12 protein-coding genes are annotated in these 13,826 nt (G+C 65.3%); 1 reads left to right on the forward strand and 11 read right to left on the reverse strand.

Going from position 1 to position 13,826, the window contains the following annotated elements:
* The 6 genes from ING98_16515 to oxc form a co-directional block, all read right to left on the reverse strand.
* The gene (locus ING98_16515) at positions 1 to 768 is read right to left on the reverse strand and encodes a 3',5'-cyclic-nucleotide phosphodiesterase (protein MCA3103471.1); all 768 of its coding nucleotides are present in this window, start codon (positions 766 to 768) and stop codon (positions 1 to 3) included.
* Between the two features lie 194 nt (positions 769 to 962).
* Entirely contained in the window at positions 963 to 1,847 is an 885-nt protein-coding gene (locus ING98_16520) for an FHA domain-containing protein (protein MCA3103472.1), read from the reverse strand.
* A 17-nt stretch (positions 1,848 to 1,864) separates the two neighbouring features.
* Positions 1,865 to 2,662 (reverse strand): Stp1/IreP family PP2C-type Ser/Thr phosphatase, encoded by a 798-nt coding sequence (locus ING98_16525; protein MCA3103473.1) that lies wholly within the window; start codon positions 2,660 to 2,662, stop codon positions 1,865 to 1,867.
* A 213-nt stretch (positions 2,663 to 2,875) separates the two neighbouring features.
* Positions 2,876 to 3,808: a methionyl-tRNA formyltransferase gene (locus ING98_16530; GenBank protein ID MCA3103474.1), complete on the reverse strand. Its 933-nt coding sequence runs from the start codon at positions 3,806 to 3,808 to the stop codon at positions 2,876 to 2,878.
* A gap of 16 nt (positions 3,809 to 3,824) precedes the next feature.
* On the reverse strand, positions 3,825 to 5,096 hold the full coding sequence (frc, locus tag ING98_16535; GenBank protein MCA3103475.1) for a formyl-CoA transferase: 1,272 nt from the start codon (positions 5,094 to 5,096) through the stop codon (positions 3,825 to 3,827).
* Between the two features lie 80 nt (positions 5,097 to 5,176).
* Positions 5,177 to 6,931: an oxalyl-CoA decarboxylase gene (gene oxc / locus ING98_16540; GenBank protein MCA3103476.1), complete on the reverse strand. Its 1,755-nt coding sequence runs from the start codon at positions 6,929 to 6,931 to the stop codon at positions 5,177 to 5,179.
* A gap of 283 nt (positions 6,932 to 7,214) precedes the next feature.
* Here oxc and ING98_16545 point away from each other — a divergent pair, with 283 nt between their 5' ends.
* A complete protein-coding gene (locus ING98_16545) occupies positions 7,215 to 7,829 on the forward strand; it encodes a Crp/Fnr family transcriptional regulator (protein ID MCA3103477.1) in 615 nt (204 codons plus the stop codon).
* A gap of 18 nt (positions 7,830 to 7,847) precedes the next feature.
* Here the strand turns inward: ING98_16545 and ING98_16550 are convergent, their stop codons facing one another.
* From ING98_16550 to ING98_16570, 5 genes are all read right to left on the reverse strand, one after another.
* Positions 7,848 to 9,353 (reverse strand): tripartite tricarboxylate transporter permease, encoded by a 1,506-nt coding sequence (locus ING98_16550; protein ID MCA3103478.1) that lies wholly within the window; start codon positions 9,351 to 9,353, stop codon positions 7,848 to 7,850.
* A gap of 30 nt (positions 9,354 to 9,383) precedes the next feature.
* Complete coding sequence (locus ING98_16555; GenBank protein MCA3103479.1) at positions 9,384 to 9,890, reverse strand: tripartite tricarboxylate transporter TctB family protein; 507 nt, start codon at positions 9,888 to 9,890, stop codon at positions 9,384 to 9,386.
* Positions 9,891 to 9,915: 25 nt separating this feature from the next.
* The gene (locus tag ING98_16560) at positions 9,916 to 10,956 is read right to left on the reverse strand and encodes a tripartite tricarboxylate transporter substrate binding protein (protein MCA3103480.1); all 1,041 of its coding nucleotides are present in this window, start codon (positions 10,954 to 10,956) and stop codon (positions 9,916 to 9,918) included.
* 205 nt (positions 10,957 to 11,161) lie between these two features.
* Complete coding sequence (locus ING98_16565; protein MCA3103481.1) at positions 11,162 to 11,887, reverse strand: TerC family protein; 726 nt, start codon at positions 11,885 to 11,887, stop codon at positions 11,162 to 11,164.
* Between the two features lie 180 nt (positions 11,888 to 12,067).
* Complete coding sequence (locus ING98_16570) at positions 12,068 to 13,738, reverse strand: formate--tetrahydrofolate ligase (GenBank protein ID MCA3103482.1); 1,671 nt, start codon at positions 13,736 to 13,738, stop codon at positions 12,068 to 12,070.
* Between the last annotated feature and the right edge of the window lie 88 nt (positions 13,739 to 13,826).

A 13,826-nucleotide genomic window follows, 5' to 3' on the forward strand; every position in this document is an offset into this window, starting at 1 on the left:
TCAGAACTCGAACTGCTGGAACGTCAGCAGCATCTGCGGGGCGAACCGGCCCGCGCACGACTGGATTTCCTCCATGATGGCCTCGTACTCGCCCGGCTTCAAGTGCGTGATGTAAATGTCGACCTGCCGCTGCAGCTTTTCGAGCTCGTCGGCCAGCATCATCGGACTCAGGTGTTTGGATGTACGCGCGAGGTCATGTTCCCGGTTGCGGAACGCGGTCTCGATGATCAGGTAGCGGAGGTTGTCGATGCGGTTGACCATCGGCCAGAGGGCCTCGTTGACCGTCGTGTCGCCGGTATACACCAGGCTTGCCCGACCACTGTCGAGGTGGTAGCCGACCGCAGGCACCACATGATTTGCCGGCAACGGCGTGATGCTGCGCCCTCGCCCCAGGTCGAGCCGCTCCCCGACAGCTACCGGCTGGTAGTGCATCCACGGATTCAGTGCATCGGGAATCTGCGCGAAATCCGGCCACAGCTTCCAGTTGAACAGATGCTGGCGCAGCACCTCGATGGTCTCGGGCAGCGCATGCACGGTGAGCGGACGGTCGCGCATCCAGCCGACCGTATCGACCAGGAATGGCAGCGACGTCACGTGGTCCAGGTGGGAGTGCGTCAGGAACACCCGATCGATACGCTGGAGCTCTTCGATGTTGAGGTCTCCGACGCCGGTTCCGGCATCGACCAGCACATCTTCGTCGAGCACGAACGACGTCGTGCGCAGACTGCCGCCGATACCGCCACTGCAACCGAGCACGCGCAACTTCATCCGGGACATCTGCCTTGTCTGTGATAACGTCCACCCGGGAAGATGTCGTCCCCGTGTCGTCCGTCACAGCACGAGCGAGACATACTACCGATCCCCGGCGCTCCGAAGCGCCTTCGGGACGTATCCTCACCAGGTTGATGCTTATCGGCAGCCAGCCGCCGGCCTTGAGCGGTGGCCGCAGCACAGCCATCGGATCAATCGGGCTTGTGGAAGAACTCCATCTTGACGCCCGCCAGATCGATGATGTCGTGATCGTGCAATTGCCGCGGTTGTCCGTCGAGCGCGTTTCCGTTGACGCTCGGATACTGCACCCCCTCGACATGCGTGAGGAAGAAGCCGTGCGGGCGCCGGGTGATGACTGCCACCTGCACACCCGGCTTGCCGAGCGTGGTGAGGTTCTTCACGAGGTCCAGTTCCTTGCCGGCGCTCGGACCCGTGAGGATCTGGATCGCTGCAGGTGGTGGCGATGCAGGGCGCGGCGCCGGTATCGATGCGCTCGCAGCCGACGCTGGCGCCATCGCCGGGGAGAGACCGGCCAGCGGCTGCGGGACGCCTTGCGCGACGGGCGGCGCAGACGCCGGGGACGAAGACTGCTGGCCCACCACGCTGGTCGACAGCGCGGGCATCGGACCCGGCACGGTCGCGGTCGGGTCGACGTAGCCACCCGGACGCGTGCTGGTCGGATCGCCGGCGCGCGGGCTGCCGGGCGCCGATGCCGGCTGGGCGGCTGCGACCTGGGCCGGGCGCAGCAGCATGGTCTTCTCGAAGTCGCCGGCCGAGGCCTGGGACGCCTTCTCGTTGATGTACTTGAGCTTGTACTTCCCGATCTCGACAACGTCGTTGTTCTGCAGGAAATGCTTCTTGATCGGGTGGCCGTTGACCGTCGTCCCGTTCGTGCTGCCGAGATCCTCGAGAAACGAATCGTTCAGGATCGTGACGATCGCCGCATGTTCGCCGCTGACGGCGAGATTCTCGATGCGCACGTCGTTGTGCGGCTTGCGACCGACGGTCGTGCGCTCCTTGACGAGGTCGACCTCGTCAAGCACCTGCCCGTCCACACTGATAATCAATTTTGCCATGGCGAGGTGGTTATACCTTATTTTAACCAGGACATAAATCTGGACATCCAGCCGGCTTCGGCCGAAAACGGTCCGTTCACCTGCACCAGCACGACCGACACGTTGTCCCGCCCGCCGTAGTCGTTGGCCGTCTGCACCAGTTGGTCGGCCGCCAGTTGCAGGTTCGCCTTCAGCGTGTCGAGCGTGCTGTGGATCTCGGCTTCCGGGATCATGTCGGACAACCCGTCCGAGCACAGCAGGTAGATGTCACCTGGCAGCGCTTCGTAGCTGTGGATCTCGGTCTCGACCTCCGGGTCGACCCCGAGCGCGCGCGTGACCAGATTCTTGTTCATGGAATGCCGCGCGTCTTCCTTGGAGATCATCCCGCTGTCGATCTGCTCCTGGAGCAGGGAGTGGTCGCGCGTGATCTGCTCGAAACTGTCACCGCGCAGACGGTACAGCCGGGAGTCGCCGATGTGGGCGACCGATACCTGGTTGTCGACGAACAGCACCGAAACCAGCGTGGTACCCATTCCAGCGTACTGCGGCTGGGTCTGCGACGAATGGAAGATCGACGCGTTCGCCAGGGTGGACTGTTCGCGCAATACGCGTTCCGCGCGCTGCACTGGCGAAGCCTCCGAGTTGGACGGATCCGTGTCAGCCAGCGCCTTGCGCACTTCCTCGCGGATGAGTGCCACGGCGATGCCACTTGCGACCTCGCCGGCGTTGTAGCCACCCATGCCGTCTGCCAGGATCGCGAGCCCGATATCGGGCTCGATGGCAAGGCTGTCTTCATTGTGGGAGCGAACCATGCCCGGATCGGTGCTGCTGGCCATGGTCAACGCAGTGGAAAGGTCGGTCATCGGGGAGGGTACCCGGCAGTGGTTCTACAGCAGATGTACGGAATCGTACACGGGATGATGCCAGCATCTCGAGGCATTCGCGCAGCGCAGCTGACCGCTCGTCGGCGCGACACCGAAGAATCCGACGGACGCCCCGCGCCGCATGCGCCGGGATCGCGTGCGGGCGCGCCCGTCCCGAGCCCTGGTTCAGGTGCCCAGGAAGCTGCCGGCAGCCACTGCCCCGCCGGCCGCATACTCGCCGGCACCCATCTTCTTGCCGTCCTCCGGCTTGACCCGGAGCACCTCGATCCGCCCGCCCTGGCAGCCGACGAAGAAGCCGTTCTCGGACACGTCAGTTACCTCGCCGACCTTCCCCTTCGTCGCGCCGAAGGTGCGGTAGGCATGCTTGCGCGCCTCGAAGATCTGCAGCTTCTTCCCGCCGAGGGTCGTCCAGGCACCGGGGGCCGGATTGCAGCCCCGGATCAGGTCGTAGGTGAAGTCGACGTGGCTCGCCCAGTTGATCCGCGCTTCGGCGTCACGGCACCAGCCTTCGTACGTGGCGAGCGTCTCGTCCTGCACCACTTCGCAGTGCTTGCCGGCGAACACCAGGTCGGCCGCCTCGAGCATCGCCGCGACGCCCATCGGGTACAGCTTGTTGAAGTAGACCTCGCCGATCGTCTCGTCGGGCCCGATGTCGCATTCCTTCTGCAGGATCACCGGGCCTTCGTCCAGCCCGTCGGTCGGCCGGAAGATGGTCAGGCCGGTCTTCTTCTCGCCGCGGATGATCGGCCAGTTGATGGACGACGGACCGCGGTACTTCGGCAGCAGCGACGGGTGATACTGGATCGTGCCCAGACGCGGAATACCGACGAAAGCCTGCGGTGCGAACTGCAGCACATAGGCCATCACACCGATGTCCGCGTTCAGGCTGCGCATCGCCGCTTCCGCCTCTGGCGTCTTCAGCGACGGGAACTGGTGCACGGTCAGGCCCTTCTCGACCGCAGCCACCTTCAGGGGGTCAGGCCTGCCACCCGCCTTTTCCGGGGCACAGAACACCGCAGCGACCTCGTCGCCTCGCTCCAGAAACTTCTCCAGCACGGACTTGCCGAAGTCCTGCTGGCCGATGATCACAACCTTCATGGGGGCAACCTCCGTCTTATTTCGGCTTCTTCGGCGGGGCAGTGAATGCACCGGCCGTCTTGAGCGCGTCGACCTTCTGCGCGTCGTATCCGAGCACCGCGGTCAGCACCTCGTCGGTGTGCTCGCCCAGCGTGGGCGAACGCTCGATCTTCGCGGGCGACGCGGACAGCTTGATCGGCATGCCCACGTTGTACCACTTGCCGCGCTGCGGATGGTCGAGCTCGACCATCATCTCGCGGCCCTTCACATGCTCGTCGGTGAACAGATCCTCGGTCGACATGATCGGGCCGCAGGGCACGTTCAACTCGTTCAGGATGCCCATCATCTCGCGCTTGGTGTGCTTGCGCGCGAACTCGCCGAGCATCTCCCAGATCGAGGCCTGGTTGCGGCGGCGCTCGTCGATCGTCGAGAAGCGCGGGTCGGTGTCGAGGCCGGGTTCGCCGAGGTCGGGGCCGATGCGTTTCGCGAGCGCGACCCAGACCGCCTCCTGGACCACGACGTAGATGAAGTCGTTCGGACCGCCGGGCGCGCAACGGATCGCGTTGCCGAGCTGGCCACCGCCGGAATCGTTGCCGGCACGCGGCGTCTCGCCCATTCCCTTGTGCGTACCGACCGAATACTCGGCCAGCGGACCATGCCACAGCCGCTGGTGGTCGCGCCACTTGACGCGGCAGAGGTTCATCACGCCGTCCATCATGGCGACTTCGACATACTGGCCGACGCCGTCACGGTCGCGCTGGTGGAGCGCCGCGAGCAGGCCGATCGCCAGGTGCAGGCCGGTGCCCGAGTCGCCGATCTGCGCGCCCGTGACGAACGGCGGCCCGTCGGGCACGCCGGTGGTGCTCATCGCCCCGCCCATCGCCTGCGCCACGTTCTCGTAGGCCTTGAAGTCGGCGTACGGACCGGAGGAACCGAATCCCTTGATCGACCCCATGACGATACGCGGGTTGATCTCGTGGACCTTTTCCCAGGTGAAGCCAAGGCGGTCGAGCACGCCCGGACCGAAGTTCTCCATCACGATGTCACAGGTCTTCAGCAGGTCGGTGAACACCTGCCGTCCCTCGGCGGTCTTCATGTTCACGGTGATCGAACGCTTGTTGCAGTTGAGCATCGTGAAATAGAGGCTGTCGGCACCGGGCACGTCACGCAGCTGACCGCGCGTCGCGTCACCCTGCGGCGGCTCGAACTTGATCACGTCGGCCCCCATCCAGGCGAGCAACTGCGAACAGGTGGGACCCGCCTGCACATGGGTCATGTCGAGAATTCGAACGTCCTTCAGGGCTTGCATGTCACCTCCTGTGCGGGGGTCAGGTCTTGAGTTTTGCATCTGTGATGCAAAACTCAAGACCTGACCCCATGTTCCACGATTTACTTCTTCTTCGCGGCTGACGGGTTGAGGCTGGTGATGCGTCCGCTTTCCGTTCCAGCGGTCTCGTCGATCACCGCATTGATCAGGGTCGGCCGCCGCGAACGGACGGCTTCTTCCATCGCAGCGCGCAGTTCGGCCGGCGTCGTCGCATGGACGCCGGTGCCGCCGAAAGCCTCCATCAGCCTGTCGTAGCGCGCGCCCTTCACGAACACGGTAGGCGCCACGTCGGCGCTGCCCGACGGATTGACGTCGGTGCCACGATAGACGCCGTTGTTGTTGAAGACGACGATGCACACCGGCAGGTTGTAGCGGCAGATCGTCTCGACTTCCATGCCGGAGAAGCCGAACGCGCTGTCACCCTCGATCGCGATGACCTGCTCGCCGCTGACCACGGCGGCCGCCACGGCGAAGCCCATGCCGATCCCCATCACGCCCCAGGTGCCGACGTCGAGCCGCTTGCGCGGCTTGTACATGTCGACGATGCTGCGCGTGAAGTCGAGTGCATTGGCGCCCTCGTTCACCATGATCGCGTCCGGGTTCGCCTTGAAGATGTCGCGTACCACGTTGAGCGCGCTGTGGAAGTTCATCGGCGAAGGATCCTTCGCCAGCGTCTCGGCCATCTTCGCGATGTTGCGGTTCTTCCGGTCGGCCACCGCCGACAGCCACTCCGCCGGCGGCTTCTGCCAGCCGCTGTCCATGCCCGCCAGCAACGCCGACACGCACGAGCCGATGTCCCCGACCAGCGGTGCGTCGATCGCGACGTTGCTGTCGGCCTCCTGCGGCGAGATGTCGATCTGGATGAACTTCTGCCCACCCGCGTCCTTGTGCGACTTGCCGCCCCAGGTCTTGCCCTTGCCGTGCGACAGCAGCCAGTTCAGGCGCGCGCCCACCAGCATCACCACGTCAGCCTCGGGCAGCACGAACGACCGCGCAGCTGCGGCCGACTGCTCGTGGGTATCCGGGAGCAGTCCCTTCGCCATCGACATGGGCAGGTAGGGAATGCCGGTCTTCTCGACCAGCGCACGGATATCGGCATCCGCCTGGGCATAGGCCGCACCCTTGCCGAGCAGGATCAGCGGCCGCTTCGCGCCCTTCAGCAGGTCGAGCGCACGCTGCACGGCATCGGGCGCCGGGATCTGGCGCGGCGCCGGATCGACCACCTTGATCAGCGAACGCCGCCCAGCCTGGGCATCCATGGTCTGCGCGAACAGCTTCGCCGGCAGGTCGAGGTAGACCCCGCCGGGACGGCCGGACACCGCCGCGCGGATCGCACGGGCCACGCCGACACCGATGTCCTCGGCATGCAGTACGCGGAACGCCGCCTTGCACAGCGGCCGGGCGATGGCCAGCTGGTCCATTTCCTCGTAGTCGCCCTGCTGCAGGTCGACGATCTCGCGCTCGCTCGAGCCGCTGACCAGGATCATCGGGAAACAGTTGGTGGTGGCGTTGGCGAGCGCCGTCAGGCCGTTCAGGAAGCCCGGCGCCGATACCGTCAGGCAGATGCCGGGCTTCTGGGTCATGAAGCCGGCGATCGCCGCAGCGTTGCCGGCATTCTGTTCATGCCGGAACGAGATCACGCGCACTCCCTCCGCCTGAAGCATCCGGGTGAGGTCGGTGATCGGGATACCCGGCAGGCCGAACACGGTATCGATGCCGTTCAGCTTCAACGCTTCGATGACCAGGTGGAAGCCGTCGATCTGTTCGGCTTGCGGTACGTCCGCCGGGGCGGAGACTTGCGGTTCAACGGTGCCCATGGAGGCGTCCTCCTCAGGAGAGGTTACGTGACTGGAATGAGGCGCTCATGGCCACGCCCGGTTTCCCTGCGGCGGCGACTGAACTCGCGGCCGCAAGGCACCCGCAGCCGTCGACGGTTGCGGGTCTGCACGGACCGGCGTCGAGTCCGCCGGGGATAGGCGCGGACTGTAGGTTCTGAAACGCCCGGAATACATTGACCACGGTCAAGAACCGTCGCCGCGCCGGTCTATACTCAGGCATTACCGAACGGAGTATTTTCGCTGCATTGCAGCGAACGACGCGATGACGACGGTAGCCAGGCACCCCCACGCGGCCGCGATCCGGCTCCAGTTGCGCCAGAATCTGCTCCTCGGCGCCCTGCCCCTCGAGGCCTGGGCCGAACTCGAGCCGCTGCTGTCGGTGATCGACTGCCGCAAAGGCGAACTGCTCGAGTGCCAGGGCGCGGTGAGCATGGAACAGTACTTCATCCTCGACGGCATCCTGAAGCGCGTGGTGTCCAATGCCGAGGGCAAGGAAATGATCCTGCGCTTCGCCAGCGAGCAGGAGTTCGACACCAGCTACGCCGCCTGGCGGCTGGGTACGCCGATGCCGTTCTCGATCCGGGCCGTGACCCCCGTACGCGCCGCGACACTCGGCATGGAGGAGTGGGTCGGCTTCATCGAGCGATTCCCTGCGCTGAAAGCACATTTCGAGTTCGAGGTGATGAGGCTGATGAGTGAGGTGATGGCCCATACCATCACGCTGCACCTGCTCGACGCTCCGGGCCGGGTGGCGCGCTTCATCCGAAAGCATGGGGAACTGGTCGAGCGACTGCCGAAAAAGGAACTCGCCGCCTATCTGAACCTGTCGCCCGAGACCCTGTCACGGCTGAAGCAGCGCGGGAAGATATCGGTCTGACCGCGGCCCGGGCTGCTGTCAGGCCGGCCCGGGCCTGGCCTTGAACCTCGCCCGCAGCGGGGCCAGGAACGGCCACAGCAGCAGCGCGATCGCCAGCGCGCTGATGCTGCCGACCAGCCAGTTCTGCCAGAGGATCGACAGGCTCCCCTGCGACATCAGCATCGCCTGCCGGAACGAGTCTTCCGCCCGGTCGCCGAGTACCAGTGCCAGGACCATCGGCGCCATCGGGTAGTCGAGCTTTTTGAATACGTAGCCGGCCACGCCGAAGAGCATCATCAGCCAGACATCGAGCATCGCGTTGTTCACGGTGTAGGCGCCGATCGCGCACACCACGATGATCACCGGCGCGATGATCGAGAACGGGATGCGCAGGATGGCCGCGAACAGCGGCACGGTGGTCAGCACCACGATCAGCCCGACGATGTTGCCCAGGTACATGCTCGCGATCAGCCCCCAGACGAAGTCTTTCTGTTCTACGAACAGCAGCGGACCCGGTTGCAGCCCCCAGATCAGCAGGCCGCCCAGCAGGACCGCCGCGGTCGGCGAGCCGGGAATGCCCAGGGCCAGCATCGGCAGCAGCGCCGAGGTGCCGGCCGCATGGGCGGCGACTTCCGGCGCCACCACCCCTTCCATCTCGCCCTTGCCGAAGTTGTGTCCGTTCTTCGATACCTGCCTGGCCACGCCATAACTCATGAACGAGGCCGGCGTCGCGCCGCCCGGGGTCACGCCCATCCAGCAGCCGATCAGCACCCCGCGGATCGAGGTCGCCCAGAAGCGGGGCAGCTGCTTCCAGGTCTCCCACACTACCCGCGCATTGATCTTCGCGCTGCGTCCCTTGAACTCGAGGCCTTCCTCCATGGTAAGCAGGATCTCGCCGATGCCGAACAGCCCGATCACCGCCACCAGGAAGTCGAAGCCGCGCATCAGCTCGGTGCTGCCGAAGGTCATGCGTAGCTGGCCGGTAACCGTATCCATGCCGACCGCGGCCAGCGCAAAGCCGAGCATCATCGCGGCTATGGTCTTCCAGGGCGACCCCTTGCCCATGCCGACGAAGCTGCAGAATGCGAGCAGGTAGACCGCGAAGTATTCCGGCGGCCCGAACCGCAGCGCGAACTGCGCAACCATCGGCGCGAGGAAGGTGATCATCACCACCGCGAAGAAGGCGCCGATGAAAGATCCGGTGAAGGCCGCGGTCAGCGCCTCGCCCGCCCTGCCCTGGCGCGCCATCGGATGGCCGTCGAACGTGGTGGCCACCGACCACGGTTCGCCCGGAATGTTGAACAGGATGGAGGTGATCGCGCCGCCGAACAACGCGCCCCAGTAGATGCACGAGAGCAGGATGATCGCCGAGGTCGGCGACATGGTGAAGGTCAGCGGCAGCAGGATCGCGATGCCGTTGGCACCGCCCAGCCCGGGCAGCACGCCGATCAGCACCCCGAGGACGATGCCGAGGAACATCAGCATCAGGTTCTGCCAGGTCAGCGCGATCGCGAAGCCATGCAGCAGCGACTGCAGTTCATCCATCGGATACCCCGGTAATCGCCATCGACCCGGCTAGAAGCCCAGCGCCCGCTCGACGAAGCCCTTGGGCAGCGGGATCTGGAACCAGCGCTCGAACAGCAGGAATGCGAACACACCGACCGATAGCCCGACTGCGCCGCTGCGCAACCAGGTGTAGTGGCCGAGGAACACCATGAACAGCGCGATGTAGACGGTGGAGGCGACGTAGATGCCGACCAGCTGGATGCCACCGACGTAGATCAGGGCCGGGAAGAACACCAGCGCCACCTGGCGCAGCGGCCCTGCCTCGACGAACGAAAGCGCGACGCGAGCCCGCTGGCGCAACCCCTGGACCAGCAGCACGAGTGCCGAGACGCAGATGATCAGGCCTGTGTAGAACGGGAAATAGCCCGATTCGGGGCCGTCGCTCGCCCAGGATGCGCCGAGCCGATAGCTGTCGAACATCACCAATGCACCGAATGCGAAGAACAGCGCCGCGACGATGATCTCCATCGTCGCCACGCCGACTGCGCCGGTGTCGTCGTCTTCCGGTCTGGTCATGGCTGCTCCAGCGCTGGCCGGCGGGTTACTTCGTGACCCAGCCGGCTTCCTTCATCAAGCCCCGGTGCTCTTCCTTTGCACGCGTGAGCCACTTGACGAACGCGTCTCCCTCGAGCGCGGTCGGGTTGAATGCGCCCTCGGCGATGAACCGCTTCCACTCGGGGGTTTCACGCACCCGGCGCATCAGGCCGGCGAAGTAGTCGCGCTGCGCCGGCGTCACGCCACCCGGCATGAAGATGCCGCGCAACATCACGTAGTCGGTAGGAACACCCGCTTCCCGGCAGGTCGGGATGTCGTTCCAGGACATCGTGTCGGTGACACGTGCCGTGTACGGCATCCGCTCGTCGTCGAACACGCACAGCGGGCGCAGTCCGCCCGCGCGCCATTGCGCCACCGCTTCGATCGGGTTGTTCACCGTGGAGTCCACATGGCCGCCGACCAGCTGGGTGGCCACCTCGCCGCCTCCCTTGAACGGGATGTAGGTGAACTTCACCTTGGCCGCGCGTTCGATGCTTACCGTGATGATCTGGTCTTCCTGGCGCGCCCCGGTGCCGCCCATGCGCATCTTGCCGCCCGCGGCGCGCACCTGCTCGATGAACTCGGTCGCCGACTTCGCAGGGCTCTTGGCGTTGACCCAGAGTACGAACTGGTCGAGTGCCATCATGGATACCGGCGTGAACTCGGTCCAGTCGAAGGTGCCCGTGGAAAGTCCGGTCGTGAACAGGTTGGACAACGTGATGACGATCTTGTGCGGATCGCCCTTCGCGTTCTTGACTTCGAGGAACCCTTCAGCCCCGGCACCGCCGCCCTTGTTGACGACGATGATCGACTGCTTCATCAGGTTGTTCTTCTGGATGATGCCCTGGATGAACCGGGCCATCTGGTCGGCCCCCCCGCCAGTGCCGGCCGGTACGATGAACTCGACGGTGCGGGTCGGTTCCCAGGCCTGGGCCAGCGCCGTGCCCGCCGTCGCGGCGAATGCCAGCGCAGAGGACAGCGCGGCGACCCAGCGGCGCAGGGACGGGCGAGCGTGAACGCTGCGGGCGCAGCGGATCGATTCTTCCATCGTACTCCTCCTCGTGGGCGTCCCCGCCGCCGGTCGCGATGCGCCAGCGATTCTGTCGGGACTGCAGGTCGATCAGCGACCCGCCGCTTTTATACCGCCATCCAGTGGCCGTTGTCACGTCCGGCCACGCAACTATTCCGATCCGGCAGACCGCGCCGGCAGACCTGTCATCCACCCGGCCGGCGTTCGCCGGCCGGGCATACCCTCAGTGGCCGGGTTTTTCCGGCGCCAGGTCGGATACGGCTCCCGCCTTCGAGGCTGCGGCACTGCGCGCGAGGTACCAGCCGATCGCCATCACGATGGTGGCCCCGATGGCCGGCAGAACGTACTCCGCCCAGGGCCAGTTGCTGGAGACCCAGTCACGCACCGCGACATCGTGGATCGCCATTCCGGCGGCGATCCAGCCCAGCAGTCCGCCACCCAGGATGATGATCCAGGGGAAGCGATCCATCAGCTTGAGGACCAGCGTGCTGCAGTAGACGATGATCGGGATGCTGACCAGCAGGCCGAAGACGATCAGTGCCCAGCTGTCCTTCGCCGCACCGGCGACAGCCAGCACGTTATCGAGGCTCATCACCAGGTCGGCGATGATGATGGTCTTGATGGCTCCCACCAGTGAATCGCTGGCATCGATGTCGTGCCCGCCGTCGCCCTCCTGGGGCAGCACCAGCTTGATCGCGATCCAGGCGAGCAGCACCGCGCCGACGATCTTCAGGTACGGGATCGACAGCAGCGTCACCGCGAAGATCGTGAGGATCACGCGCAGCGTGATCGCACCCGCCACCCCCCACATGATGCCCAGCTTGCGCTGCTTCTCGGGCAGGTTGCGGCAGGCCAGCGCGATCACGACCGCATTGTCGCCGCCCAGCAGGATGTCGATCGCGATGATCTGCAGCACCGCAACCCAGAACTCAGGACTTCCGAACTCCACCGAACACCTCCCTAAAGGCCCCGTTGTTGAATTCCACCGGCCAGGGCGCAAGCGCATCGCGCCGATGGCTGCGCAGGCCGGATGGAGCGGAGGCCGCTGACGCAGCCCCGTCTCTTCTTGTCAACCGGATGATACCTAACGCGCGCGCCCGCGACCACCCGCGCCGGTGCCCTGCGGGGGCTAGAACAGCCCGATCACCTTGCCATCTTCGGTGATGTCGATCTTTTCAGCGGACGGCACCTTGGGCAGACCCGGCATCGTCATGATGTCGCCGCAGACCATCACGATGAACTCGGCACCGGCCGCCAGGCGGACTTCGCGCACGTTGACGACGTGGCCGCTGGGGGCACCGCGCAGGCTGGCATCGGTCGAGAAAGAAGACTGGGTCTTGGCCACGCACACCGGGTAGTGGCCATAGCCGGCTTCCTGGAGCTCCTTGATTCGGTTGCGTACCTTGGTGTCGGCGGTGACGTCGGAGGCACCGTACACCTTCGTGGCGATTTTCTTGACCTTGTCCCACAGCGTGTCGGCGTCGTCGTAGACGAAGGTCGGCTTCGACGGCTGGTCGCACAGATCGACCACCATCTTCGCCAGTTCGGCCGCCCCCTTGCCGCCGTCGGCCCAGTGCGTCGCCACGACCACCCTGGCACCCAGCTTGCCGATGCGGTCGGACAGCAGTGCCATCTCGGCATCGGTATCTGCGGTGAAGCGGTTGATCGACACCACGCAGGGGATGCCGTAGACATCCTTCACGTTCTGCACATGCCGCTCGAGGTTGGCGAGGCCCTTCTCGAGCGCCGGCAGGTTTTCCTTGTTGAGGTCTTCCTTGCCGACGCCGCCGTGGTGCTTGAGCGCGCGCACCGTGGCGACGATCACGGCTGCGCTCGGCATGATGCCGGCCTTGCGGCACTTGATGTCGAGGAACTTCTCGGCGCCAAGATCGGCGCCGAAGCCGGCTTCGGTGACCACGTAGTCGACCAGCTTGAGCGCAGTCTTCGTCGCGATCACGGTATTGCAGCCGTGCGCGATGTTCGCGAACGGACCGCCGTGGATGAACGCCGGGTTGTTCTCGAGCGTCTGGACCAGGTTTGGCGCGAGCTGGTCCTTCAGCAGCACCGTCATCGCGCCGTGCGCCTTCAGGTCGCGTGCGCGCAGCGGCTTGCCGTCGCGGGTGTAGCCGAACACGATGTTGCCGAGGCGCTCCTTCAGTTCCTTCACCGAGCGCGACAGGCAGAAGATCGCCATCACTTCCGAGGCGACGACGATGTCGAAGCCGTCCTCGCGTGGATAGCCGTTCGCCGTGCCGCCCAGCGCGACGGTGATGTCGCGCAGCGCCCGGTCGTTCATGTCCATCACCCGCTTCCAGGTGATGCGGCGGATGTCGATGCCCAGTTCGTTGCCGTGCGAGATGTGGTTGTCGATCAGCGCGGACAGCAGGTTGTTGGCCAGAGCGATCGCATTGAAGTCGCCAGTGAAGTGCAGGTTGATGTCCTCCATCGGGACGACCTGCGCGTAGCCACCGCCTGCCGCGCCGCCCTTCACGCCGAACACCGGCCCGAGCGAGGGCTCACGCAGGCAGATCATCGCCTTCTTGCCGATGTGGTTGAGCGCGTCGCCGAGGCCGACCGTGGTGGTGGTCTTGCCTTCACCGGCCGGCGTCGGGCTCATCGCGGTGACCAGGATCAGCTTGCCGTCGGGCTTGTCCTGCAGGCTGTCGATGAACGCCATCGACAGCTTCGACTTGTAGTGCCCATAGGGCTCGAGGTGTTCCTCGGCGATGCCGAGTTTCGCAGCGACCTTCGTGATGCGCTGCATGGTCGCCTTCTGGGCGATTTCGATATCCGATGACATGCTGTCTCCCCTCGATACGGTTGAGCGCGGCCTGCCCGCGTCGCCGCCGGACTATAGGCCGGTGCCCGCGGGCGGAACCTTGACCATG

The organism is Rhodocyclaceae bacterium (assembly GCA_020248265.1).
In the GTDB taxonomy this organism is placed as follows: domain Bacteria; phylum Pseudomonadota; class Gammaproteobacteria; order Burkholderiales; family CAIKXV01; genus CAIKXV01.